Origin of the sequence: Thermococcus kodakarensis KOD1, assembly GCF_000009965.1 — an archaeon.
GTDB lineage: Archaea > Methanobacteriota_B > Thermococci > Thermococcales > Thermococcaceae > Thermococcus > Thermococcus kodakarensis.
This window is the reverse complement of sequence record NC_006624.1, coordinates 1,703,555-1,729,621: the sequence shown is the minus strand read 5'-3', so window position 1 is coordinate 1,729,621 and position 26,067 is coordinate 1,703,555. Positions and strand designations below refer to the sequence as shown.

The window sequence follows — 26,067 nt, the reverse complement described above, 5'->3', positions numbered from 1 at the left end:
GGGATTAATTGAAAGGGGACACAAAAAAGTTATCCCTCACTGCCCCTAAGCCGGAGCATCTTTGGCGGCTCAAGAGCTTTCACCGAATCAAGGAGCTCCGGCGGGAGCATCAGATTGGTGGTCTGGAGGAATTCAAAGTACTCCCGCTCCAGGGATTTTCCAGACTCTAGGACTTCCTCCCTGCTTTCTTCCGGGGAAAAGGCCACCTCAACCTTTTTAGATGTCCCCTCAGGCTCAATTTTTCCAGCAACTATAAGGTTCTTCGCTATCATCTCCGACCTGTCACGAAGGCCCTGCTCCTTGCCCTTTTTATAGGCCTCCTTAACTAAGTCATATATTCCGAGCTCCTCTGCCTGCTTGTAGAGCTCCTCGCGCTTTTTTCTCACCCATTCCACCCATTCGCTATGCCCCTTCAAGCCAAGGAAGTAACCAAAGCTGTAAGCTTCCTTAACAAGCTTCTTCTTGTCAGTCATATTGGGGCCTCCTTGTAGACGGTTATACCCTCGTTCGTGAAGCGCATCCTCTTGAGGTTGCTGTCGTGGGGCACGCCCCTCATCTTGAGTATCTGGATCGCCCTGACCATCTGGTAGTTGCGCATGAAGTGGTGGAGCACGATGACGCCATCAGCGAGGTAGTACTCGTCGGTGTACTTTTCGGAGCTCAGCATTTCGGAGAGGAGGAGCGTCGTTATGTCCATGGTGCGGAGCTTTCTAACGAAGCGGCCCAGCTCTTTCTTCTTTCCCTCAGGGTTGGTGACGAATGACTCGAAGAGGCTGAATGAGTCTATGACAACCCTTTTGGCGTTTTCTCTCTTGATAATTTCCAGGAGGAGCTTGAAGAGCTCGTCCCAGCTCAGCTCACGGTTTGCACTAAGAAGAATTTCACCGAGGTCGTAAAAGACTATCTTCTTTGAGTTGACGTACTCGAGAATCCCAAGGTTGTACCTGAGCATATCCCTAACGATAATATCCGGCGTTTCAAAAAGTGCTATGAAGAGACCTTTCTCGTCGTTCTTGGCGCCCTCCGCAAGAAACTGCATCCCCAGCGTGGTCTTTCCGCTTCCAGGCGGCCCTGTCACGACGTAAACCCTGCCCGGAAGAAAACCGCCGCCTATCAGCTCATCGAGCCCCGGAACTCCACTGGGTATCCTGTCGAGATTCTTCAAAAGTTCTCCAACGTACATTCGCTCGCCCCTAGATATTTTCCATTGTTCTCTATTTAAACCCACCGTTGCTCAGCCCCAGGTTACGTGCCTGTTAACCGCAAAGCGCACGATGAAAGACACAACTATTCCAATCAGATTCGCGAGAAGGTAGTGCACTCCAACTGCCATAAGGATAACGTAGATCGCCCACTGGACAAGGGCACCGCTCAAAGCCGCAACGTGAAAGCTTACCAGCCTCTTCAGGAGAGGTTTGTTCTTCAGATCCCTAAAAGTCCAGATGTCATTCCACGTGAAGTTGTTGAGTATGGCGAGCTCAGTTGCCAGGATGTTGGAGAACACCTTGTCCCATCCAAAAAACTCCACAAACGCCCAGAGGAAACCTTCGTTTACGAGGACACCAGAGAGACCAACCAGGGAGAACTTCACTAGCCTGTCTATTTCCCCCTCCCACCTCATAAGCCTGTAGATGTGTCTGAGATAGTTTACAATAGTCCTGCTTCCGAGCTTGCTTTCTCCGGCTTTTCTCAGCCCGAATGTGAAAGGAACTTCCCTGACGTTATTGTAGTGTCCCTTAACCAGTATCTCCATGAGAATCTTAAAGCCCACAGGATTAAGCTCAACGCCTTCAACGACCTCCCTTCTGAGGGCGAAGAAGCCACTTACAGGATCCTTTACGTTCCTGATTCTGGGAAGGGCAACGCGGCCTATCATGATGGCCCCTTTGGATATCAGCTTCCTGTACCAGTACCAGTTCTTAACGGCGCCGCCTGGGACGTACCTGCTGGCTATAGCGATGTCTGCACCGCGTTTTATCGCCTCGATGAGCTCGGGAACCTTCTCGGGGGGATGCTGAAGGTCCGCGTCCATCACAACGAATACATCACCAGAGGCCTCCTTAAACCCACGGATTACAGCCGAGGAAAGCCCCTTTTCTTTCGTCCTCCTGATGACCTTAATGGGGTACTTCCTTGCCAGCTCCTCCGCGAGCCCCCACGTCTTATCAGGTGAATCATCGTCAACTATCACAATCTCGTACTCATAACCCTGAAGCGCCCGCGAGAGCCTCTCAACAAGTTCGGGCAGATTCTCCCTTTCATTGTACGTTGGGATTACAACGCTGATTTTCACTTTTCAGCACCCCGCTTTGTCTTGATAGTCCGTAAACTTTATAAGTCCTTTTGGTGCGGTATCATCGGGAAGTGGGGCCGTGGGGTAGCTTGGTCTATCCTTCCGGCTTCGGGAGCCGGAGACCCGAGTTCAAATCTCGGCGGCCCCACCACAACAGCCCTTTCTTACGAAAGCGCTGGCGGAAAGTTAGTATGCGTTTTTAAAGAGCTAGCCTTTGAGTGGGTTTACTTACCGAGTTGCTAGATTCAAAAGGATTTTATCACCGTATAGTGCCCGAAGGGCACTAAAAAGAAAGCCAAAATCACAATCAGCTGGGGGATTTTGGAGTTAAACCCACTCAAACTCGCTTTATAGTGGAGCATACACTCCTCAATAAGCAAAGTTCGAGAAGAAGAGCAACTTTTGCTCAAGCTTTTTCCAAAAGCTTGAAGGGCAAAGTTTCATCAAAGATGGAATGTCCTTTTGAGCTTCCTGTTTTCCAGTGATTCTCAATGCTCAACTAGCGGTTTCAAGGGGGTTTACTCACAGTATAACGCCCGAAAGGCGTTAAAAATAAGAAAACCCGCATTACTCTGCCCCTCTACCAAGAGAATCTAATCGCATCAAGCCAACATCAAGAAGACATTCGAGCTTTTGGTGAAGCTTTTTCCAAAAGCTTCCTTGCGAAGTTTGATCAAGGTTCGTGGTTCTTTTCTAAAATTGCTGTTTACTGAGGATTTTCAAGATACACAAGCCAGACATCAGTGAATTCCCCTAAGTTTCAGCCTGATGAAAAGGAGTTTTCTCGCCTTGACGCCCTACGGGCGTCAATTAAAAAGCAAACTCAAGAAAAACAAGCGAATTAAAAATAGAATTCACGACTCAAGACAGCGTTCAAAAGGAAAATCCGCCCAAAACGACCCGTTAAATAGGAACCACGAACTTTGGTGAAGCTTTTTCTAAAAGTTTCAGCGCCGCTTTCACTAGCGTTCAAGCGTCCTTAACGGATGGCGGAAGGATAGTATGCTTTTGAAACAGGCTAAATTTTATGAGAGGTTTACTTATCAATTTGCCAATCGCATGGGATTTCCCCACAGTATAGCGCTCTTCGAGCGCTAAAAAGAAAGGTGAAATCACAATTAACGAGAGATTTGAGAGCAAATCCGCACAAAGTTGCCTTCTGAGCAGGCATACACCTCTTAACAGGCAAGTTCAAAAAGAAGGGTAAATCTTGACCAGGTTTTGAAAAAACTTGAGGGGCAAAGTTTCCATCCGCTCAGTGGTGACCGCTCTCATCACCCGTCAGGAGGGCTTGGGCGTCATCATCGCTGGACTTAAAAGCCCTCCGGAGTTTTTAACGGTGGTGGTTAAAATGACGATGCGCTTCATTCCGCTCATAGTGGCCAGGCCCGAAGTTCAGATGGCCATAGACGAGGCCATAATGAGAGCGAGAATCGAGGGGAAAGTCCCGGACACTGTGAGGCTCTACGCCTTCTCCCCCAGCTCAGTTACAATCGGCAGGTTCCAGAGCGTAGTCCACGATGTTAATCTCGATGAGGCAAAAAAGCTCCGTATTCCGGTCGTGAGGAGGATAACTGGCGGCGGAAGCGTCTTCCACGACGAGTACGGCGAGATAACTTATTCAATTGTCATCGGGGAAGACTACCATCCTGCCCTTAAGAACGTCGAAGAGAGCTACCGCTACCTAGCGGGCCCGCTCGTGGATGCCCTGAAAGACCTCGGCCTTAAAGCGGGCTTCTCAGGACTGAACGACATAGTTGCCAACGGGAAGAAGATAAGCGGCTCGGCCCAGACGAGGAGACGGGGAGTAATCCTCCAGCACGGCACCTTTATGTATGCAACGAGGGTCGAGATTCTGGGAAGGGTTCTCCGCGTCTCAAAGGAGAAGCTGAAGGACAAAGGTATTTCGAGCATCTGGGAGCGGGTTACAACCCTTGAACGCGAGGGAGTAAAGCTGAGCCGCTGGGAAGCCTACGAACTGCTGAAGGAGAGCTTCTCCAACGCCTTTGAGCTTGAGGAGGGCGAGCTGACAGACTACGAGCTTGAGCTAGCGGAAAAGCTGATAGAAGAGAAGTATAGAAATCCTAAGTGGAACGAGATGCGTTAGGGGAGTTCCCAGTTTTCTCTGATTTTATACTCTTCCACAAGCTCATAGAAAAGCTCGTCCGTTCCAAGCTCTTCCCTTAGCCTTCTGAAGTTCTCTTCAAGGCGGGGAAGTCTGCCCTTTGAGCGCCTCAGCATCTCGTTGCCTATCTCAACCGCAAAGCGGAGGTAGCCGTCATCGACGAGAACTCTGCCGTCCCTGCCGAGCGGTGCCGTCAGGTACTCAGTGGCGTTTATCTCAACAAGATAGCGCTTTGAGATAACCTTGAAGGTAGTGTACTTGAAGCCCGAGGCCAGGCCGAGCTCGTGGAGCTTCCTGGCCTTCTCAAGGTCTTCAGCAACGACGTGGAAGATCGGGGGCTGGCTCTTGAGGAAAATTATGCCCTCCTTCGCGTTCTTCAGGGCCTCCTTAGCCTCTTCGAACTCAATCGGCCTGTGGACTTTTATCAGCCAGCGGGAGAGGGGCTTTGCCCCCAGAGCGGGCTCTTCAATGATGCCTATCCTTCCCGAGCAGGAGGAGGTAGTGTAGATGCCCTTAATGGAGTTGATGAGCAGGAGGAGGTCTATTATGTCCCCGTCAACCTTTCCATCTCTCATGGCCGTGAACAGGCTTTGAAGGGCTTCTCGCTTGGCTTTCATCTTTAATCCACCTCTGACCTTTTGATTTCACATAATATCAGCCCATACAGGAGTTATCCACCTAAAAGGACACCAGATACCTTCTTCCGCCGATTCTGACGAAAACTTTATAAAGCTAACCCAAAAGCTTAAGCTGGAGATGGCCGGGGTGGTGTAGCCTGGTTAGCACAGGGGACTGTGGATCCCCTAGCCCGGGTTCAAATCCCGGCCCCGGCCCCATAACAGCCCTTTCTGACGAAAGCGCTGGCGGAAAGTTTTTGACTGATTTTTAAAGAGTTTGCTTTGAGATGAATGTCTAATCACAACCTGCAAAACTACAAAAGACCAAATGTTAGAAAAGTTTGAGAATACAAAAGTTGCTCATATAAGATTTAAAATCATCGTAAGAGACGCTAATTACGCAGAACTACAAAAGCTAAAGAGTGATAATGAGGTCGTGGAATATATTGGAGGGATTTGGAAATGAGAAGAAAAGTGAAGGCTCTGTTGCTATTATTTTTTCTTTTGCCAGTTGTACCTCTGAAAGTTAGCTATCTGAGGCTTACATATTACGATTATAAATACACCACGCCGATCCAAGAGGGCAAATTGCCTAACGAAGTACTTGACAGTTCACTAAATGGAAACTCGGATTGTCCTGTTGAAGTAAAGAATGGCCTTATACTGTTGATGAAAAATGAGGACGTCATTAAGAGCATTCAAGTTAATCTAAGCAGAGACTTCAGTGGTGAAGGTCAGTGTTTAATTCACAATGAAACCCTTTATGTGGCGGTGGTTGGTGAGAGGGGAATAGTTGGGATTGAAGGACTTTACAAGGATATTGACATAGTTTACCATCTGCAAAACCGCTATGTCTGGGCATTTGATTTAGGGAGTGGAAAGGTGGATTGGTATTATCATGAAATTAAAGGCTGTAGAACTGGAGGCGGTTGCTATCCATTTGATCCGCAAGTAAAACTTCAAAACGGAAAGTTATATGTGAGTTTTTCCCCTTACGAAGGCAGGACTCTGGTATTTAACCCATACTCCGAAAAGAAATAATGCCAGGTGCATTTCTCCTTATATCCGCCACTTTATCTATGGTTTTCTTCAAATTATTCTCACACCAACTATACTTATACTAGAATTTCATTTACAAGGTTCAAACTCAGGCCCTGCACCATATCAGCCCTTGCTTGTGCAATCATAGCTTTCAACCCCGTTCAAATTCCTCGAGGGATGGCAGAAAGGGTATGCTTTTCTGAAAATACAAACCTGGGAGGAATTTACTCCTCATTTGCTCTTATAAAGTGTTTGTCGCCAACAAAGCATCCAAAGGACGCCAGAAAAAAGCAAACTTCATAAAACTACCTCGGCAGTTAAACCCATCTTAGAGATCGGGAGGAGAAGAGTGCACGATTAACACCCAGCATTTTATGGAAAGTGCCTTTGGTGGAACTTTTCGCCAGCAAGCTTTTGGAAAAAGCCTGACCAAAGAAACTTTGCAGGGCAAAGTTTCATCAAAGAGTGAATATCCTTTCTAAATTGCCAAGTTTTCATGATTCTCCCCCCCCCCCCAATTGGCGGTTTTCAATAGATTTACTTGTAGTATAACGACCAAAGGGCGTTAAAAGAGCAAGGAAAAACCCTAATTGTTTTCCCCTCTTAAAGGAAGGCCACCAAACTCTTCCTCCTCAGGGATTCCTTGATCAAAACCCAAGACCTAGAAGTTGTCAGTATCCGGGTACATTTCATCAGCTAAAGAGTATGTAATACCAGAGGACACAAACATAAACAACCGCTTCTTTATACTACTATCTCCAGCTTCAACATACTCAAAAGCTCATCATAACTATACTCCCCAAAGGGATCTAATTCCTTGAAGTAATATCTAACAGGAATTATCCGATCATCTTCAAAGGCCGATCTTGAGAAGTCCTTGGCTATCAACAGTCCACCCACCGCCTCGTTCCCGTATTCACTTAGATACTTTCTTAGTTGCTCCACATCCTTTTTCTGGGCTTTTCCAGTCTTAACTTCCGCAAGAATGTACCTATTAAGGGCAGAAGGATGCTTCAGTTTTATGAAAATGTCCACGTATCCTTCTGGAAGAGCTTTTTCACCAAGTACTTCAAATTCCTCTGGAGAATTATCTACTTCAAATATCTCCAGAACATCACGGAGAACCGTGACTCCAAGTTTCTTTCTCACCAGCGACTGGAGTATAAGCTCCCTAAAGTAGAACTTCTCAGGAATTCTCTGGTTTTTCCTGTCAAACACAATTTTTGGCTCAAATGTTTCTGCATTAAGCTCCAAGTACTCCGGCTCTCCAGCAAAAGGATTGCCCATCTCAGAAACCTTGTAAAATGTTACAGTATCGGCTTGAAAATGAGTTTTACGATAACCTCCTCTTAATAGCAAGTTTTCGGCAACATAAGAGAACTCTTGCCGAACCATAGGCTCGTTAAATTCTCGTTCTGGTTTCAAAAACAGCCGGAATGGGAAGTAATAAGTCTTTTGTGATCTGAAAGTTATTGGAGGCCAGGGAGGAAGATCCCTTGCGTTTTTATAAGCTACCTTCCTGACGACACGGTACAGATTTCGAACCCTGGCCCCGTAGAGAAATGATATATAATCCCCAACACTTATGTCAAAGAAAGTCCAGAGACCATTTATACTGTTCGTAAACCCCGCTAAATTGTACTTAACACAGAGCTCTAAGTTTTCTCGATTTGATAAAGACACCAAAAAATAATCCGGCACGTTAACCACCCACATAACAACCCCAAAATAAGCTATTTAACCCTTTTCCCAATCTGACTTTTTATTAGGGACCTCAAAACGCAAACTCCTCCACCGAGAACTCTTCCATGACCCTCTCGAAGTCGTTCTCCGGGGCGTAGGTAAAGCCGCATTTGGAGCACTTCAAGATGCCCTTCTCCTCGTGGAGCGGCGAGAAGCAGACGGGACAGCGGTACTCCTCGCGGTGGAGCCTCTCATAGACCTCATCGCGCATCACAACCAGGTTGAGCTCGCTCTCCCAGTCCTCGTGGAGCATGCCCCAGTATGGCGTCTCGACAGGGTAGAAGTCCTCAAGGATGAGGGCGTTTATCCCTATTCCCTTTACCCCGGGTGGGAGCTTTCCGGCCGGTTCAATCGAGACAACGTACTGGTCGTAGAACTCTATGTGCTCCGTCCTGATGGTCAGTCCCCTGGAGAGCTTCGAACGGAGAGGGATGAGCTGGAGGAAAAGAGCCTCCCTCTCGACGTCCCAGCTAGCGCTTATTGAAACGCTCCCCTTAGTGAAGAACTGGGTGATAAAGCGGTCGTCCCTATCCTCCCCAGCTAGGTGAAAGCCCAGCTTGGCCATTGCCCTGCCCAAGAAGTTCGGCCTCGGAAGCTTCTGGTAGTTTATCAGATACTCCCCTATCCATCCAGCCAGGGGCATGGAATAGCCTATGAAGGCCTGCTTCTGAACGCGCAGGTAGGCGACGCTGGGAAGGAGCTTGAACTGATTGAGCATCAATGGATAGACGATTTTATCATATATATGCTTAACGGAGATCGAACACACGAAAAGGAAACCAAGAGGAGAATGTTACGAGCCGAAGAACTCGTCGAGGCTTATGCCTTTCCGCTTCTTTCTCTTTGGCTTCTCACTCTCAGCCTTCTTAGCGTTCCCTGCCGTTCCTCTTGCCTGCTCATTCTTAGCGGCCGCTTCAAAGCTGGTGAGGTTCTTGACCTTCTCGGAGCGTTTGGGTTTTGCACTCTCCTTCTTTTTCGAGGGTTCTTTGCCTTTTCCAGAGAGCTTTGAGGCTAAACTCCCAGACTTTTTGCTGGCCTTTCCGTTCTTCCCGTTGAACTCGTCGAGGTAGCCGTTCTTTCCGTTGGAATGACCCGTCCTCTCCTTGACCATCTTCTCGCAGATGTCCGCCGAGAAGCCCATGAGGGTCCTCTGTTTCTCAGGAAAGACGTTCTCGAAGAGCGTCTTTATGTCCTTCTCGGTTATGCATATCCTCTGCCTCGTGTAGTCCTTTACTCTGTACTTAGTAACGAGCATCTTGGCCGTGGGCAGGTACTTTTCTATTGCACCCTTGCTGACGGTGAGGACTATCTTTCCGCCGCACTTCGGGCACTTGCCGGTCAAAGGTGGCCTTCTGTACTTCGTGTTGCACTTGACGCAGCGGAACTCCTGCCTCGTGAAGCTCCTAAGGTTGCCTCTAAGGTCCGGAACGAGGTGAGAGTTGATTATCGTTTCAGCAACGTGGTGCTCATCCACGGCCCTTATCCTCTCTGCCAGAGCGAGCTGTCTGGCGACCTTCTCCTCCATGTCGCCGAGCTGTTTGTACAGGCTCATCTTCGGGCCGAGACCAATGTCGTCCGTATCGTGGGTGAACTTTATCCCCTCGTACATCTCGGGCTTGCCCAGGCGGTCCTCAACGCGCTCTATGACCTTCACTTCCTTTGGAGACTTGAGCTCGTAGGTGGCCTTGTAGAACTCGAGAGGATAGTACCTGACCACATCCATGTTGTGAACCTCGCTGTCTACCTCCCTCGGGTCAAGACGGGTGGTAACGACCAGAGGAGCGTCCATCTTGCCGCCGCGCTTTTCGGGCAGATAGTATTTGCTGAAGTTGAGGAGGGCATCGAGGAGGAGCATTACAGCGTCTTCGTCGCCGTCGCATTGGTGTGTTACAATACTTTCGTTAATTATCACATTATGATACTTTTTAGCGTTTAAAGAGAACACGAAATCATCTTTTGGTGTGATGTATTCAATGCGCCTGACTTTCACCAGCCAGCCATTCTGTGAGGAATATCTATCCTGAGCTGGAGATTTCTCAGCATGAAGCTCATAGATTGAGTTCTTGCGTTCACTCACAAAGCCAATGCTATTGAAGAACCTGTGGTAGTGCTCACCTGCAATGTTAAGGGCGTAGACTTTTGAAACTGGAGCCTCAGTTCCGCGTTCAACGTGATACAGTCTCCCGCGAGCGTTGCCTCTATTGGCATTATTGTCAAAGGTGTAATAGCCACGAATGCCGAACTTGGCAAGCAACAGTGTCTCAATGTCCTCAAGGAGGGCCTTATTAACACTATACGCTACCACACGAGGCACGGACTTAAGGGCACTTCCATCTCCCTCGAAGTATGCCTTAAGCATCTCTGCAACGGCTTCACGTGGCAGTGTGAAAACAAGAGACGGAACGCGCTTGCTGTATGCGTTCTTTCCAGCCTTCAGAACTTCCGTAAACAGCAGGTAGAGAATACGCGAGCCAACTGTAACTTTCCCTCCCCTCTCGTAGATACCAAAACCGTCCCCGAAAGCTTCTCTGAGTGCCCTCTTGAGGTCTTCCCTAACCTCCTTCTCTGCCATCGAGAAGCTCAGCTGATAGACACTCTTGCTTTCTCTTGCATAGCCCTCGGCAAGGTAGTACCCAACGACGCGGAGGAGAGGTTTGAGAGGTACGAACCGCTTGATTCTTACTTTATCGCGCTTAAATCCAAGCCAGCAGGAAGGTACTTCCTCAATGGATATCTCTTTCTCCGTGAGAACCCTTAGAAGGACGCTCAAAGGTATGGAGTCTCTGCGCAGGTAGTCTTCTTTTACATCAGCCTCAACTGAGCGGAGCCACTCTGCTATTCCACGAACCATTATCCTATCGTGAAGATGAGCAAACTCCTCTCTGGAGAACTCTTTTAGCAGATCAAGGTAGTCAATGTTCTTTTCAGGAAGCTTCAAATTAGGCACGAGGATTCTATCTCCTTCCCTAACCTCAAAGGCCCTCTTCTCAACGAACTTGCCGTTTTCGTAGACAAGCACCGGATGGTCAACAGTCGTCTCAAAGCTCCTGCCGAGCTCAAGCTCGAACCTTATCAAATGATCCGTCGATGGAGCCTTTATGACGTCCTCTATGTCAGTAAGGACGACCTTTCCGCTCTCTGGGTCAAATGAATAAACTTTGACGTCCGCCTTCGGCTTCTTTCTCACGTAGGCCATGTTTTCGTACCGCTCGTCTTCAAAGAGGTCGTAGAGTTCCCTGAGGGTTATCCTCTGAGGAAGGCCGTTGATCTGGACGAGTATCCTCGTGTCACCTGGGAAGCAGTTCCTCCTCTTCGCCGCATGGTAATACGGGTGTGCGTAGCCAACGAGAACGTCTGAAAAGCCGATTATCCTCCCAATGATTCCAGCCGAGGTGTGTGGAGCGAGACCTATAACGAGGTGACCCACAAGGTCTTCCATCTTCTCGGCATTGTAGAACCTGGGTAATCCGTAGAACTTCTCAAGGAGGTCATCGATGAAGCGCGCCACCTTGAGGAGGTACCTCCCTGCCTCGTAGGGCAGAATAACGTCCTGGACCTTCAGCTCGAGTATCTGGTCGTCCCTCTCGAGGGGCTTCCCCTCGAAGTCGTGAGTGTAGCCGAGCTCCCTCAGCTTCTCGACGCTCGTCCCTATCTCCTTAGGTTTGAAGTGGGTTATTGGAGCGTCGGTCGCGTCGAAGCGGATTGTACCATCCTTAAAGACGTAGACGTCGTTTTTAACACGGAGAAGACCCTTCTCCAGCGGCTCGGCCATCTTGTAGCCGGAGGTCATACCCTTAACGCCCTTGAGCCTGTCTATGCCGTAGACCTTGACGTTGTCCATGGCCTGCCTTAACAGGTCGGCGGGCTTTATCTCCCGCTCCGCGTAGGGCTTGAGCTCAACGTCGCACTTCGGACAGCGGTAGTTAAAGTCCTTTGCATCGCTCTCAGGATAATCCGCTCCACACTTCGGGCAGTGCCAGAGGAGCTCCTTCCTGGTTCCACAGACGGGGCAGAGGTGCTCCGGCCCGACGTGGCCGCACTTGGGACACTTGAAGAAGGCTATCTCAACCCTGGCCGTTTTTCCTTCCTCGGCGGCTTTCTTGATGTCCCTGCTCTGGCCGCCGGCAAGGCCTATCGGGAAGAGAACCTGGACCGGCGGCTTCATCTTTCTTTCCTTGGCCTTCTCTGGCCTTCCCATCCTCGCGCCGATCCAGCTTATTCCCCTATCGCGGAGCTTTATCCTGTTGTTCTCGTTGATGATGTCTATGACCGTGTAGAAGGGCTTTGCCTTGAACTCCCACTCAAGGTTGCCGAGCGGCGTCAGAAGGGCCGCACTCCAGGGATATTCAACGACGATGACCTTCCTCTTCTTCTCAACCCTTTCAAGCCTGTGGGGCAGGCCGAGGAGCTCAAGGTAGCGTTTGATATTTTTATCGTTCTCAAGGACGACCTTCTTCGCGAAGCGGTTCTTTCTGAACTCAGCCCACTCTATCTGAGCACCCAGAAGGGCCTTCTGGAGTTCCTCGACCTCTTCCGGCTGAAGGGTGTTCCAGTAGAGGGTGTAGTACGGGTGGAACGGTATGTCGAGAACCGTTGAAAGGTGAATGGCCGTCTCCACATCTGGTTTAACCCTGAGCGGATCCTTCAAGAGGTTCCACAGGAAATCGGGGTCTACCTCAAGGTACTCAGCCGCTTCCTCTACGGCTTCCCTGTCGTTCTCAGCAAAGGGCTGAAGCTCAACCTCGTAGAGGTCTTTGATGGCCTGTACTAGCTCCTGAACCCACCACTCCTCGACGTAGTTTGCCGGGAGAAGCGTCTGGTTGTTCTCGACGAAGTCGCCGAAGTTTACGAGCGCATCGCCAACGTATAGGATCTCGTCAACCTCGTTCCTGACCTTTAGAGCCGTTTCATAGTCATCTACCCTTACCACGCTCCCGTTCTTGAGCCTGACGATCGGACCCTCCACCGTAGTCGCTGGAGTCACGATACAACCCTTACCTGGCCTCTCCGTCTTCATCTGGGTCCCAATTGCTATGAACTCGTCCAGAATGAGCATTGTTGCTGGATTGACGCTCCAGGTCGCAAAGCCGGAGACCCTTGAGCGGCCGTACCTGAGCCTGAAGCCGCCGTTGGTCGAAGGCTCGGCGAAGAGGGGTCTTCCACCGATTATCTCCTTGGTGTACTTCTTGTTGGGGGCAATATTGGCCCTGAACTTCTCGTAGAGCTCGTAATAGAAACCCTTCTCGACATTCTCCTTCTTTTCAGCGACGCTCTCAGTTCCAGTGTCCTCGGCCTTCGATTCGTCTTTATTCTCTTCACTACTCTTGCCCTTCTCCTTGGCTTCCACGAACTCCTTTATCCAGTCCCAGCCCTCGATCCCCATCTTGTCTATGTACTTCACGAGCTTCTTTGCCTTCTGCAGGACACCTTCAGCGAGAACGAGAATGGCACCGCCGCGGAGGTGGTTCGTCTCAACACCGGGGACGTTTCTGTGAGAGACTTCAACTTTATCGGTCTCCTCACCGGTTATCTCGATCGGGATGTTCCTCATGGCGAGCCTTACTTCGTCTGCCTCCGGGTGGTACTGCAACCTCGTAACAGCCCTGTGGTAGAGGTCAACCTCTTCGACCATCCTCTCAATGTGTTCATCGCTCGGCTTGAAGCGGTCGAGACCGAGCTTTCTCCTCACGTAATCACCAACGAGAACGCTCAAAGCCTGAGCCGTTCCACCGGAACTCCTGATCGGGCCGGCATAGTAGAGAGCTAAGTACTCGCTCCCGTCGGCCCACTCGTTGCGCTTTATTTTAACGTCAGCGATACCTTCCAGTGGAGCGGAAACTATACCTTCCGTTAGAATTGCCAGGGCAGTCCTCACCGCCTGCTCAGCGTACTTCTCCTTGCTCCCAAGGTCACCGAACTTGCCCTCGATTATCTCATCAACAACTTTAAGGGCAGCTATCTCCTTGCCATACTCTTTGACTAGCTCTCTAATCCTCTCGGCCACGCCGGGCGGTCCGACGAGGCTCTCAACACGGCCAGCCATATCAGTAGCCTGCGGAACCTCAACGTCAAAGCTCGGATCCTTACCCTGTGCGCGGGCCTTCCTCGCTATCGCATAGGCCCTGTCTATCTCGCGCTGGAGTGACTCGAAGTAAGCCTTCATTTCAGGCGAGTAAATCTCCTCGCTCATTCAAACCCCCTCGCAAAACTGGTCAAACCTAACCACAGCCCTCAGGCGGGCGGTTTCAACGTCGATTATCGGAACCCTCGCCGGAGTCGGGATTATGTTCACCATCTTCTGGAATTCAGTCTGCGCCTGCCACGTACCGGTGTTTATGACGAAGACGCCGTTGTACGTCTTGTACTGCATGACGTGGACGTGGCCTGCCTGGAATAGGTCTGGAACGCTCTCGATGACGAGCGTATCCTCGGGGTCGGGAGCTATCGGAACCTTGTTCCCGAAGGTCGGAGCTATGTGTCTGAGCTTAAGAAGCTCTACCATTGCCTCAGCGGGCCTGTGGTGGCTCCTGTTGGGGACAAAATCAACGACGTCCTCTATTCCCCTGCCGTGGGCTACGAGGAAGTCCCTGCCGTGAAGCCGTATTACGGCAGGATTGCTGATTATCACAGCGTTCTTGAGCTTGTAGAGCGGCTTTGCATACTCTTCGTAGAAGCCCGGCTGCGGAAGGGCCGTTCTGGCCGCGTCGTGGTTTCCAGGCCCGATGAACATCGTTATGTGGTCCGGAACCTGTTTCAGCAGGTTTGCAAGGGCCTCATACTGGTCGAAGATATCTGGAATCGCCAGCTCGTTATACTGGCCCGGATAGATGCCGACGCCGTCAACGACGTCGCCGCCAATAATGATGTACTTGATTCTGCTCACCAGCTCTTCCTCGGTTCTGCTGTTAACCTCGCCGTTGAGCCACTCAAGGAACTTGATAAAAGCTTCCTCGCAGAACTTGTTGCTACCGACGTGGATGTCGCTGAGCAGGATGGCGTAGACCTTCTCCTCAAGCGGTGGTTTTGACCTCTTGAACTTCGGAACGTCCGGGAGGAACACCCTGTTTGCGAAGAATATTCCCTTCCCGGGGGTGCCCCTGAAAGCAACAACAGAATCGGGCATTATCGTGCTGTAGGCTTCATTTGCACCCTCCTTGTCCGAGCCTATGAAGACCTTGATCCTTCCCGTGGCGTCCTCGATCTCAAAGAGGTAGCCCTTTCTTGTCTCGCGCTTTTCATTGACGAGCCCGATTATCGTGACATCATCTTCTCGGACGTAGCTCAGCTTGGCGATATCCACTATCGTGCCGATTTCAGGGTTCTCGCGGAAGATCCTCCGCATCTTCTTAAGCCTGGACTTGAAGTAGCTGGAATATGCCTGGATTATGACCTCACCCTCCTTGCTCTGGGCGTTCTTGACCTTGGGAACCTCGAACTTCACGTTCTTGACGTCAAAGGCCAGCTCCCACTCGTCGGGAATCTCCTTTGCCCTGTAGTGGAAGCCCTCCTTTGGGGCTATCACTAGGTCGGAATACGTCGAATAGGCTTTCTCTTCCTCCGGAGTTTCATCTGCAACGTAGGCTATTGGGACACCGTAGTCACCGTAGACTATCTTCGGCTTGACACCGTTGTCGCCGTTCTCGTAGTACTCTTCAGAGTCCCCATACCCATTCTCACTCCCGTTTTCCACTGGAAGGGACTCATCAGAGAAGCCGTTTTCATCGGGAAATTCTCCTTCAGGGGACTCTTCTAGGAGGGCCTCATCTTCAGGAGTTCCAGTGGAAATGAAACTCTCCCCCCCAGAGGAGGCCTCTTCTAAAGCTTCTGATTCAGAATCAGAGCCACCATAGTCCACAGATCCCAAGGCATTTCCAGTGGAAATAGAGGTCTCATCCCCCTCAGAAGACTGAACAACTTCAGCACCATCATCCATAGAGGATGATAACTCTGGTTCAGTGTTGATTTCATCCTCCAGTGAAGAGCCTTCAGATGCTAGAGAACTTTCCCCAGCGACGACAACATCTTCAACAGACGCCGCACTTGGCTCAGCTATAGATTCGACCCCATCCTCAACTCCTTCCTGGAGAGAAGATTCAATGGCCCCAGATTCATCAGATTCAGATTCCAGAACTGCCTCCCCGTTAGGTTTCACAGGAGATTCAGAAACGCTGATCCCAGAGAGTACTGAACCGTCAAGGGCACCATTTCCACTGGAAATTATGCCCTTTTCCGCCAGGAACTCTCTGGCAAGGTTGGAGTCTACAACGAACGTCCCCCGGTTTTTGGCGAACTTTATCAGCTCGGCCAGGGTAAAGGCCTTCTTGTAGTGGTCCGAGAGCAGATAATACGCGGACGGCGTGATAAGGTAGTTGTTCTTAAGGAGGTCCTCCACCAGCATCAGAACAACCTCCTCTGGCGAGAGAGGCTCAGGGTGAGGAGCGGGCGAACCTGCTCATCGTGGCGGTATATGTTCTTCACCATATACGGAGTCACGTTGAGCCTTATCTCCTTTGTTCTCCCATAACGGCCCTTACTGACGACCTTGGCGTTGATAATGCCGAGCATGTCAAGTTCGTTGATCAGATCACTCACGCGCCTCTGGGTGAGGGGCTCAACGTCGAGGCTGTCGCAGAGCATCTTGTAAATTGAGTAAACCTCACCGGTGTTGGCAGGGAGCTCGCCGTTTTCATCGAGCATGACTATCGCGTAGAGGAGAACCTTTGAGTGGAGAGGAAGGGTTTTTATAACCTCTTCCATTGTGTCCTGTTCAATCTTCTCCTGGGCTTTCCAGACGTGCCTCTCTGTAACTTTGCTCGCCCCCTCGCGCTCCGCTATTTCACCCGCAACCCTCAGAAGGTCGAGGGCTCTCCTCGCGTCTCCGTGCTCCCTGGCTGCGAGGGCGGCACACAGCGGCACAACCGCATCGTCCAGCACACCCTCATAAAAAGCCTCCTTGGCACGCTGCATGAGGATGTCCCTGAGCTGGTTCGCGTCGTATGGCGGGAAAACGACCTCCTCTTCGCTCAGGCTGGAGAGAACGCGCGCATCCAGGTACTCTTTGAACTTGAGGTCGTTGGAAATCCCAATGATGCTTACCTTTGCCTTGCTAAGCTCGCTGTTGATCCTCGTCAGAGAATACAGGATGTCGTCTCCACTCTTCTTGATGAGCTTGTCTATCTCGTCGAGGACTATTATAACGAAGCGCTCCTTGGCATCAATGACTTCCTTGAGCTTTGCATAGACCTCATCGGTGGGCCAGCCGACGAGGGGAACCTCGATCCCGCTCTCCTCTTTGAAGTGGTTTACAATCCTTGCGAGAACGCGGTAGTGAGTATCAATTATTTCACAGTTGATATAGATAACCTCAACAGGAATATTGTACTTCTGGGAGATCTTCTTCAGTTCCTCAGTAACGAACTTGACGGTTACGGTCTTTCCAGTTCCAGTTTTCCCATACACAAAAACATTAGACGGAGTTTCACCGCGGAGAACTGGAACAAGAATGTGGGCAAGGTCGTCTATCTGCTTGTGCCTGTGTGGAAGCTCCTTTGGGGTATAGCTGTGCCTAAGCACTTCTTTGTTCTTGAATATCTTCCTGGCATGGAGGTACTTCTCGAATATTGAACTGAGGTAGTCATCGTCCATCGTCCCACTCTCCACTTGAAATCATACTCGATGGAAGTCGTTCCGTCAATATGATAGTGCGCTTTCCATCGAAATGACCAGTACATATCCTTATTTCAACATTTTGATAGGAAATATGGGGAAATATTGAACATTCACGAGGGACTCCACAGGAACCAGCGGATACACTGGAAGGCATACCTATGTGTAGGCCGCTGGTTTATATGGATTGTTGAACATGGAGCTGTCAAAGAATTCCACTCGAAGTTCCAGTTCTAACCTGTGCAAAAAGACCTCTCCAGAGGAAACGCGAAGCAAGCAATGATCAGGGATGCACATACAAGTTTGCATTAGACAAACAAAACATCGGTAGGTGTGCCTATTTCCACTGAAAGAGGAATGAACAGGGATATACATGAAAACACGAACAATGATGGACAAAAGGGATCATTTTTAGAAAACATCTTTGTTTTCGCAATCTCAAAAAATAAACAATTTTGTAGTCCCCCAGAGTTCTGTTTCCAGTGGAGGCAGCTTTCGTTGCTACACCCATTTTCAATATCGAATTTTGGTGCAAACACTCCCGCTTTTTCTTTCCCATCATGTATTTATAATTTTCCATAAACAATGTTCAATAATTAGCGGGTATTAAGATGTAAGATTGAAAAAATACTGAAAGAACAAAGTTTAAATGAACAAAATCATATTTACATTGACACAGACGCTTTAAAAATACCCTTTCTGTTGTTTAAAGCCATCAAATCCATCCATTCTCCGAAAGTTGGTTCCAGTGGAAATAAAACTCTGGGGGGTCTTTTCGATGAGTATCGAAAAAGAGTTCCGTTTCCACTGGAAAACTTGTGCCTAGTGGTATTCTTATGTTCATTAAAGTTCACTTAACCACGTCCCAACGTTTTTAACCCCTTGCATGCACACCACAACGATGATACCGATAACTGTAATCCGCAGGCTTGTTAAGATTAGATATCGGGTGAGGCGGAGCAAGCTCCTACAGATAGGTGCTGCTGTGATAGTTCTCTCCTTAGTCTTTGCCGGACTGTTTGCGTACTTTGAAGGGCTGGACTTCTTCACTGCCTTCTACTGGGCCGTAATAACCATGGCGACGATAGGTTACGGTGATATAACCCCTCAGACGGAGGCGGGAAGAATAGTTGCTATGGTTGCGGCGGTCGCGGGCATCTCTACTTTTACGGCCCTCGTTTCCCTTCTGGCTGAATTCCTAATTTCTTCCTCACTTAGGAGGATGATGGGCATGCACCGTGTTGGGTACTCGGGACATTACGTTGTAATCGGGCAGGGTAGTAGCGTGGCCAGCTTTGTGGACGAGATACTCTCTGCGATGGGCCGAGGAGAGGTTCCCCACAGGCCAGTTGTTGTGGTATTCCCTAACGAAGAAGAGCGCAGGAAGGTTGAGCTTCCAGAGGAAGTCGAGGTTCTTATAGGTGACCCCATCAATAAGGAGACACTCGAAAGGGCCCGGGTCGAGAGTGCTTCCCATGTTGTTCTGGCTCTCGACGATGACTCGAAGTCGGTCTTCGTGACCCTCCGTGTCAAGAGCATTTCCGGTGCAAAGGTGTTCGTGGAAGCCCTGAGCGCGGACAGCATAGACCTGTTGAAACAGGCTGGGGCCGACAGGGTTATCCTCAGCAGAGGTCTAGCGGGTAGGCTGCTCGCCAGCGCCGTCATCGAGCCTGAAGTTGTGGACGTCATTGACGACATAACAAGCTCCCTTGGAGGGTACGACATCACCGTGGTTGAACTCCCAGAAGTCTGGGGTGTGAAGTACTCGGAAGCGCTTGAGCTGGTTCAGAGGAAGTATAATTTGTACGTGATGGGTTACTACACCAACCGCCCAGTGCTCGTTCCAAGGCTTGACTCCCCGGTTCCAGAGGGTTCAAAGCTCATAGTCCTTCGGGAGGTTGGGGATAACGGCATTTAATCCCTTATTTTCTGTTTAATATTCTTTCCTGGCTGCTATTGTAAAATATGGGTCTTTTACAGTTTGATTCTAGAATCGGACGAAATTCTTAAAAGTTTCATTGCCAAGTCCCTGAGGGACATAAAGTATATAACCTCCCCATGTTTTACCCACATCAAAGGTATTGGGTGATGATGATGGCCCGCAAAAAGAAGGTTGAAGATGAAGTCAAAGAGCTTGAGGAGTTTGAAGAGCTCGATGTTGAAGAGTCACTTTCATCGTCGGATAAGCAGTCAAAGCCAGAGAAAAAAATCTCCGCTCTTGAGGATCTCCCTGGCGTTGGTCCTGCCACCGCTGAAAAGCTTCGCGAGGCTGGTTACGACACGATAGAGGCAATAGCGGTTGCCTCGCCGCTGGAGCTTAAGGAGATAGCGGGGATAAGCGAAGGTGCCGCACTCAAGATCATCCAGGCCGCAAGAGAGGCAGCTAACATTGGAACCTTCATGCGCGCCGACGAGTACATGAAGAGGAGAACCACAATAGGCAAGATTTCCACTGGAAGCAAAGCCCTCGACAAGCTCCTGGGCGGCGGCATTGAGACGCAGGCCATCACGGAGGTATTCGGTGAGTTCGGCAGTGGAAAGTGCTTCGCAAAGGACACCAAGGTCTACTACGAGAACGATACGCTAGTTCACTTTGAGTCCATCGAGGATATGTATCACAAATACGCATCCCTCGGAAGAGAGGTTCCATTCGACAACGGCTACGCGGTTCCACTGGAAACGGTCTCGGTTTACACATTTGACCCTAAAACAGGTGAGGTAAAGAGGACGAAGGCCTCTTACATATACCGTGAAAAGGTCGAGAAGCTTGCCGAGATAAGGCTTTCCAATGGATATCTCCTCAGGATCACGCTACTGCATCCGGTTCTCGTCTTCAGGAACGGGCTCCAGTGGGTTCCAGCTGGCATGATCAAGCCGGGTGACCTGATCGTTGGCATAAGAAGCGTTCCTGCTAACGCAGCTACCATTGAGGAGTCCGAGGCTTACTTCCTCGGCCTGTTCGTTGCCGAGGGTACTTCGAACCCGCTCTCCATAACAACAGGATCCGAGGAGCTTAAGGACTTCATAGTTTCTTTTATCGAAGATCACGACGGCTACACTCCGACGGTTGAGGTAAGACGCGGTCTCTACAGGATACTCTTTAGAAAGAAGACCGCCGAGTGGCTCGGTGAGCTTGCCACGTCAAACGCATCAACGAAAGTCGTTCCCGAGAGAGTGCTGAACGCTGGAGAATCTGCCATCGCGGCGTTTCTGGCTGGATACTTGGATGGGGATGGCTATTTAACCGAGTCAATAGTTGAGCTGGTCACAAAGAGCCGTGAGCTCGCCGATGGACTTGTCTTCCTACTTAAGAGGCTTGGAATAACTCCGAGGATCTCTCAGAAAACAATCGAGGGAAGCGTTTACTACCGCATCTACATAACGGGTGAAGACAGGAAGACCTTCGAGAAAGTCCTTGAGAAGAGCCGCATAAAGCCGGGCGAGATGAACGAGGGCGGCGTTGGCAGGTATCCACCCGCCCTGGGCAAGTTCCTTGGAAAGCTCTACTCGGAGTTCAGACTGCCTAAGAGGGACAATGAGACGGCTTACCACATACTCACGAGAAGCAGGAATGTGTGGTTCACCGAGAAGACTCTCTCCAGGATAGAAGAATACTTTAGGGAAGCCCTTGAGAAGCTTTCCGAGGCCAGAAAGGCACTGGAAATGGGCGATAAACCCGAGCTCCCGTTCCCGTGGACGGCCATCACGAAGTACGGCTTTACAGACAGGCAGGTGGCGAACTACCGGACGAGAGGACTTCCAAAGAGGCCCGAGCTGAAGGAGAAAGTTGTTTCAGCGCTCCTCAAGGAGATTGAGAGGTTGGAGGGAGTTGCAAAGCTTGCCCTAGAAACGATAGAGCTCGCGAGAAGGCTGGAGTTCCACGAAGTCTCGTCCGTTGAGGTCGTTGACTACAACGACTGGGTCTACGATCTGGTCATTCCAGAGACCCACAACTTCATCGCACCGAACGGTCTCGTGCTCCACAACACCCAGCTCGCCCACACACTTGCTGTCATGGTTCAGAAGCCGCCCGAGGAAGGTGGTCTCGGCGGTTCCGTCATCTGGATTGACACTGAGAACACCTTCAGGCCTGAGAGGATAAAGCAGATCGCCGAAAACCGCGGCCTCGATCCTGAGGAGACCCTCAAGAACATCTACGTTGCGAGGGCGTTCAACAGCAACCACCAGATGCTCCTCGTCGAGAAGGCCGAGGAGATAATCAAGGAGAAGGCTGAGAGCGACAGGCCTGTAAAACTTCTCGTCGTGGATTCACTCATGGCGCACTTCCGTGCCGAGTACGTGGGAAGAGGCACGTTGGCTGAGAGGCAGCAGAAGCTCGCCAAGCACCTCGCCGACCTCCACAGATTGGCAGACCTCTACGACATAGCGGTCTTTGTAACCAACCAGGTTCAGGCGAAACCGGATGCCTTCTTCGGTGATCCTACGAGGCCTGTCGGCGGCCACATCCTAGCCCACAGCGCCACTCTCAGGGTCTATCTCCGTAAGGGCAAGGCCGGAAAGAGGGTCGCTCGCCTGATAGACAGCCCGCACCTTCCCGAGGGGGAGGCGGTCTTCAGGATAACCGAGAAGGGAGTCGAGGACTGAAGGCTTTAAATACCCTCTTCTTTTACCCATCCCCATGTCCAAGGATAAGGTAACGGTCATCACGTCGCCATCAACCGAAGAACTCGTTTCGCTAGTCAATTCAGCTCTCTTAGAAGAGGCCATGCTGACGATTTTTGCCCGCTGTAAGGTCCACTACGATGGAAGGGCAAAGAGCGAGCTCGGCTCCGGCGATAGGGTCATCATAGTCAAGCCCGACGGCTCTTTTCTCATCCACCAGAGCAAGAAGCGCGAGCCCGTGAACTGGCAGCCACCGGGTAGCAGAGTGAGGCTGGAGCTGAGGGAGAACCCAGTTCTCGTCTCGATAAGGAGAAAGCCGAGGGAGACCCTTGAGGTCGAGCTCGAAGAGGTCTACATGGTCTCCGTCTTCCGAGCTGAGGACTACGAGGAGCTCGCCCTTACGGGGAGCGAGGCCGAGATGGCGGAGCTTATCTTTGAAAATCCAGAGGTCATAGAGCCTGGCTTCAAGCCGCTGTTCAGGGAGAAGGCGATAGGAACTGGAATCGTTGATGTCCTTGGAAGGGACAGTGATGGGAATATAGTTGTCCTTGAGCTTAAGCGCAGGAGGGCGGAACTCCATGCCGTTAGACAGCTCAAGAGCTACGTCGAGATTCTGAGAGAGGAGTACGGCGATAAAGTCCGTGGAATTCTCGTTGCTCCCTCGCTCACTTCTGGGGCAAAAAGACTCCTGGAAAAGGAGGGCCTCGAGTTCAGGAAGCTCGAACCGCCTAAAAGAGACTCCAAAAAGAAGGGCAGACAGAAGACACTGTTTTAGCCGATCTGCATCTCCTGCGGGAGCATCTCCCTAACCTTGACTACTGTTATGGAGTCTCTTCTCTCCATCTCCACGACCCTCCCGAGGCCGAGGAGCTTCACCCTCGCCCTGCAGACGGTCACCTCCCTCTCATCGCTCTCCTCCCACGGAACTCTCATGTTGAGCTCTCTGGCCTCTATTAACTCGGTTATTAGCCCTTCTGTTCCTGTTCTAACGTCTTCAAACGGTTCGTACGTCAGAAATAGCCTCCTTAAGTCTTCCATAGCCCTCTCAACTGCGAGGACGTTTCTGGCACTTCTGAGCTCGATTGTCCGGTAGGGGTTCCTCAAAAGCTCGTCGAGGAGCCTCCTTGCGATTCCAGCTATCAGCACTGCCTCCATGGCCATCACCTCACAGGTACAGGCTCTCGTACTGCTTCTCGGCCCTCTGTCTGGCCTGCTCCATCTGCTCGTGCATCTTCCTCAGCTGCTCCTCTATCATCCTGGCCTCCTGGAGGAGAGGCTCAGTGCTGAAGTCGAGGCTGGTGAGCTTCTTGACTACCTCCAGGACGTTTGCTGCTGCCCTCGGATCGGGCCTGTCGCCGAAGGTCTCACCCATTAGCGCGTAGGCGTTCAGGCCCTTCCTGCTAGCTTCCCAGAGGAGCTTCCCGCTCATGCCCATTATCGAGCCGTACTGGAGTATCTTAACCCCCTTCTCCTCAAGCTCCTTGTTGAGCTCATCTCTGGAACCGACGCCCCAGACCTCAAGCTGCTCCTTGAAGAAGCCTATCCCTATGCCGCCCATCGAAATTACCTTCTCGGCCTTCATCTCGCTCAGGTAGTTCACAAGCTCCTTGGCTATCTCGTTGACGAGCGTGGGTGGGACGTAGATGTCCGCTACCGCAACTATGATGTTGTCCTTTCCGTAGAACCTCAGCGGCGGGTTCGGCTTCCCCTCAAGGATCAGGGCCATCGGCGGCAAGAACGGGCTTTCTACGTAGCCTATCATGTCCATCTTCAGCTCCTTCGCCAGAAAGTTCGCCGCTATATGACCCACGAGGCCTATCCCGGGGTAGCCCTCTATGAGAATCGGGTTCTTGACCTCAGGCAGGACGAGCTTGACCGGCTTCCCGTTCTCCATTCTCTCACCTCCGGAAAACTTTAGTTTCCAAAGGTTATTAAACTTTCGGAGTTTGGTTTCCACTGGAAAGGCAACCCTTATATTATCCAAGCGCCCAATCAACACGGTGATGACCATGCCGAGGATAGGTATTATCGGCGGTTCTGGAGTTTACGGCGTCTTCGAGCCTAAGGAGACCGTTAAGGTGCACACCCCGTATGGAAGGCCTTCAGCTCCAGTGGAAATAGGAGAGATCGAGGGCGTTGAGGTTGCCTTCATTCCGCGCCACGGCAAGCACCACGAGTTCCCACCGCACGAAGTCCCGTACAGGGCCAACATCTGGGCCCTCAAGGAGCTTGGCGTCGAGAGGGTTATTGGAATCACGGCCGTTGGTTCGCTGCGCGAGGAGTACAAGCCCGGGGACATCGTCATAACTGACCAGTTCATCGACTTCACCAAGAAGAGGGACTACACCTTCTACAACGGGCCGCGCGTTGCCCACGTCTCCATGGCCGATCCATTCTGTCCTGAGATGAGGAAGATATTCTACGAGACGGCCAAGGAGCTTGGCTTCCCTGTCCACGAGAAGGGCACCTACGTCTGCATCGAAGGCCCGCGCTTCTCCACAAGGGCCGAGAGCTTCATGTTCCGCCAGTTCGCCCACATCATCGGAATGACCCTTGTCCCGGAGGTAAACCTCGCCCGCGAGCTTGGAATGTGCTACGTCAACATAGCGACCGTCACCGACTACGACGTCTGGGCTGACAAGCCAGTAGATGCCCAGGAGGTCCTCAAGGTCATGGCCGAGAACAACTACAAGGTTCAGGAGCTCCTCAAGAAGGGCATCCCGAAGATCCCAGAGGAGAGGCACTGCGGCTGTGCCGATGTGCTGAAGACGATGTTTGTGTGATTTTTATGGTTTGAATTTTCATTATTTAACACTCTGACAAATATACGAGTTGCATGTGGGGCTGGTGCTGCCGCAATATGTACTGCTATTGGAGCTTGCAAGGGGTGAAGAGATGTGGCCACTCGTACTGGAAGTCGCACTCTCCGTTATATATTTTTCTTTTTGATTAACCTTCCATGGGCATTTGCTCTCGCATACTATCAAACTCTTGGATGGCTAGCAATTGTGCTTGCGGCGCTCTTTGCTTCTATCGCTACTGAAGTTGAGAGGGTGTTTATATTAAAACAAAGAGAGATCAAAATTAGAGACTTTGTTTTAGACTTTATAGCGTTCGTTGGAGCACTCTACATGGTCTCTCTGCTTTTGAAAGTTGGTTAAACTGAGAAGTGAGAAGTAATGAAGTTGAAGTGGGCAATAATTTTGTCGTTGGTAGTTATCCCAGTAGTCCTCTCCGGATGCATCAACAGCGCACACTCCGTAGAGGAAATAGCCTCTTACCGGATACTCAAGCTCTACGGCCTATGGGAAAAGCTCCCCGAGAGCGTTAGGCATTACATAGAGCTCGGCCTGGAGGGAAAAGCGGAGGAGACTCTAAAGGAAGACCTCCCAAACGTCCACAACTTCCTCATAGCGAGCAACGTCCTGGTCTGTGAAGCGGCCCAGAGAAAAGCTAAGGAGCTCGGTCTCGAAGCCCACATCCTCACAACCACGCTTGAAGGGGAAGCCAGAGAAGTTGCATTGGCTTTTGGTTCAGTCATTGAGGAAATCTACCACAGGAACAGGCCCTTTAAGAGGCCCTGTGTTCTGATAGCCGGTGGGGAAACCACGGTGACTATAGAAGGAAAAGCGGGCCTCGGCGGGCCGAACCAGGAGTTCGCTTTGAGCATAGCGAGAAAGATTTCGGGCCTTAGGGGAGTTGCTGTTCTGGCGATGGACACCGACGGAACGGACGGCCCAACGGATGCCGCCGGAGGACTTGTGGACAGCCATACTGCGGAAGTCCTCAGAAACGAGGGAATAGACCTTGAGGAGTACCTGAGAAGCCACAACGCCTACGAGGCTTTGAAAAAGGCTAAGGCCCTGGTAGTGACTGGTCCTACGAGAACTAACGTTAACTCGATAGTAATTGGGGTGATTCTTTAGCAGGTTTTTCTTGTTTTTGGTTGACTCAATTGA

Annotated in this window: 18 protein-coding genes, 2 tRNA genes and 1 pseudogene; 10 read left to right on the top strand and 11 right to left on the bottom strand. The window is 50.7% G+C overall.

The window, feature by feature from the left end; genetic code table 11:
• Positions 1 to 29 precede the first annotated feature (29 nt).
• Genes TK_RS09575 through TK_RS09565 form a run of 3 tightly spaced genes read right to left on the bottom strand, consistent with a single transcriptional unit; the run spans position 30 to position 2,293 of the window.
• Positions 30 to 473, bottom strand: a complete 444-nt coding sequence (locus TK_RS09575) for a hypothetical protein (RefSeq protein WP_011250862.1) — start codon at positions 471 to 473, stop codon at positions 30 to 32.
• Positions 470 to 1,183: an RAD55 family ATPase gene (locus tag TK_RS09570; protein WP_011250861.1), complete on the bottom strand. Its 714-nt coding sequence runs from the start codon at positions 1,181 to 1,183 to the stop codon at positions 470 to 472. The genes TK_RS09575 and TK_RS09570 overlap by 4 nt, the downstream gene beginning before the upstream one ends.
• A gap of 51 nt (positions 1,184 to 1,234) precedes the next feature.
• Positions 1,235 to 2,293 (bottom strand): glycosyltransferase, encoded by a 1,059-nt coding sequence (locus TK_RS09565; protein ID WP_011250860.1) that lies wholly within the window; start codon positions 2,291 to 2,293, stop codon positions 1,235 to 1,237.
• A gap of 73 nt (positions 2,294 to 2,366) precedes the next feature.
• Here TK_RS09565 and TK_RS09560 point away from each other — a divergent pair.
• Both TK_RS09560 and TK_RS09555 read left to right on the top strand, forming a co-directional pair.
• A tRNA-Pro gene (locus TK_RS09560) sits at positions 2,367 to 2,444 on the top strand.
• A gap of 1,206 nt (positions 2,445 to 3,650) precedes the next feature.
• Positions 3,651 to 4,400, top strand: coding sequence for a lipoate--protein ligase family protein (locus TK_RS09555; protein ID WP_011250859.1), 750 nt, complete (start codon positions 3,651 to 3,653; stop codon positions 4,398 to 4,400).
• On the opposite strand, the gene TK_RS09550 is transcribed toward TK_RS09555, so the two are convergent.
• Positions 4,397 to 5,035, bottom strand: coding sequence for a tRNA(Phe) 7-((3-amino-3-carboxypropyl)-4-demethylwyosine(37)-N(4))-methyltransferase Taw3 (locus TK_RS09550; RefSeq protein WP_011250858.1), 639 nt, complete (start codon positions 5,033 to 5,035; stop codon positions 4,397 to 4,399). The two genes, TK_RS09555 and TK_RS09550, sit on opposite strands and share 4 nt — an antisense overlap.
• 142 nt (positions 5,036 to 5,177) lie before the next feature.
• Here TK_RS09550 and TK_RS09545 point away from each other — a divergent pair.
• Together TK_RS09545 and TK_RS09540 are read left to right on the top strand one after the other, a co-directional pair.
• Positions 5,178 to 5,254 (top strand) — tRNA-His (locus TK_RS09545).
• 243 nt (positions 5,255 to 5,497) lie between these two features.
• Positions 5,498 to 6,076 carry a hypothetical protein gene (locus tag TK_RS09540; RefSeq protein WP_011250857.1) on the top strand — a complete coding sequence of 193 codons (579 nt, stop codon included), beginning with the start codon at positions 5,498 to 5,500 and terminating at the stop codon, positions 6,074 to 6,076.
• Positions 6,077 to 6,820: 744 nt separating this feature from the next.
• Here TK_RS09540 and TK_RS09535 read toward each other — a convergent pair.
• The 5 genes from TK_RS09535 to TK_RS09515 all read right to left on the bottom strand — a co-directional run bounded on the left by TK_RS09535 (position 6,821) and on the right by TK_RS09515 (position 17,464).
• Positions 6,821 to 7,792 (bottom strand): hypothetical protein, encoded by a 972-nt coding sequence (locus TK_RS09535; protein ID WP_011250856.1) that lies wholly within the window; start codon positions 7,790 to 7,792, stop codon positions 6,821 to 6,823.
• A 58-nt stretch (positions 7,793 to 7,850) separates the two neighbouring features.
• A complete protein-coding gene (locus TK_RS09530) occupies positions 7,851 to 8,537 on the bottom strand; it encodes a hypothetical protein (RefSeq protein ID WP_011250855.1) in 687 nt (228 codons plus the stop codon).
• Positions 8,538 to 8,612: 75 nt separating this feature from the next.
• Positions 8,613 to 14,009 (bottom strand): DNA-directed DNA polymerase II large subunit, encoded by a 5,397-nt coding sequence (locus tag TK_RS09525; RefSeq protein ID WP_011250854.1) that lies wholly within the window; start codon positions 14,007 to 14,009, stop codon positions 8,613 to 8,615.
• Positions 14,010 to 16,217, bottom strand: coding sequence for a DNA-directed DNA polymerase II small subunit (locus TK_RS09520; RefSeq protein WP_011250853.1), 2,208 nt, complete (start codon positions 16,215 to 16,217; stop codon positions 14,010 to 14,012).
• Positions 16,217 to 17,464: an ORC1-type DNA replication protein gene (locus tag TK_RS09515; RefSeq protein WP_011250852.1), complete on the bottom strand. Its 1,248-nt coding sequence runs from the start codon at positions 17,462 to 17,464 to the stop codon at positions 16,217 to 16,219. Before TK_RS09515 ends, TK_RS09520 begins: the two co-directional genes overlap by 1 nt.
• Positions 17,465 to 18,386: 922 nt before the next feature.
• Between TK_RS09515 and TK_RS09510 the strand changes: the two genes are divergently transcribed.
• From TK_RS09510 to nucS, 3 genes are all read left to right on the top strand, one after another.
• Positions 18,387 to 19,403, top strand: coding sequence for a potassium channel family protein (locus TK_RS09510; RefSeq protein WP_048053875.1), 1,017 nt, complete (start codon positions 18,387 to 18,389; stop codon positions 19,401 to 19,403).
• A gap of 176 nt (positions 19,404 to 19,579) precedes the next feature.
• Positions 19,580 to 22,090: a DNA repair and recombination protein RadA gene (gene radA, locus TK_RS09505; protein ID WP_011250850.1), complete on the top strand. Its 2,511-nt coding sequence runs from the start codon at positions 19,580 to 19,582 to the stop codon at positions 22,088 to 22,090.
• Positions 22,091 to 22,124: 34 nt separating this feature from the next.
• Complete coding sequence (gene nucS, locus TK_RS09500) at positions 22,125 to 22,883, top strand: endonuclease NucS (protein ID WP_011250849.1); 759 nt, start codon at positions 22,125 to 22,127, stop codon at positions 22,881 to 22,883.
• On the opposite strand, the gene TK_RS09495 is transcribed toward nucS, so the two are convergent.
• Both TK_RS09495 and TK_RS09490 read right to left on the bottom strand, forming a co-directional pair.
• Positions 22,880 to 23,263, bottom strand: a complete 384-nt coding sequence (locus TK_RS09495; RefSeq protein ID WP_011250848.1) for a DUF473 domain-containing protein — start codon at positions 23,261 to 23,263, stop codon at positions 22,880 to 22,882. The two genes, nucS and TK_RS09495, sit on opposite strands and share 4 nt — an antisense overlap.
• 10 nt (positions 23,264 to 23,273) lie before the next feature.
• Complete coding sequence (locus TK_RS09490) at positions 23,274 to 24,002, bottom strand: proteasome assembly chaperone family protein (RefSeq protein WP_011250847.1); 729 nt, start codon at positions 24,000 to 24,002, stop codon at positions 23,274 to 23,276.
• Positions 24,003 to 24,117: 115 nt separating this feature from the next.
• Here TK_RS09490 and TK_RS09485 point away from each other — a divergent pair, with 115 nt between their 5' ends.
• The 3 genes and pseudogenes from TK_RS09485 to TK_RS09475 all read left to right on the top strand — a co-directional run.
• Positions 24,118 to 24,891 (top strand): S-methyl-5'-thioadenosine phosphorylase, encoded by a 774-nt coding sequence (locus TK_RS09485; protein ID WP_011250846.1) that lies wholly within the window; start codon positions 24,118 to 24,120, stop codon positions 24,889 to 24,891.
• Between the two features lie 114 nt (positions 24,892 to 25,005).
• Positions 25,006 to 25,269 carry a hypothetical protein gene (locus TK_RS09480; protein WP_011250845.1) on the top strand — a complete coding sequence of 88 codons (264 nt, stop codon included), beginning with the start codon at positions 25,006 to 25,008 and terminating at the stop codon, positions 25,267 to 25,269.
• A gap of 114 nt (positions 25,270 to 25,383) precedes the next feature.
• Positions 25,384 to 26,034: pseudogene (locus TK_RS09475) on the top strand (glycerate kinase); the annotation flags it as partial.
• Between the last annotated feature and the right edge of the window lie 33 nt (positions 26,035 to 26,067).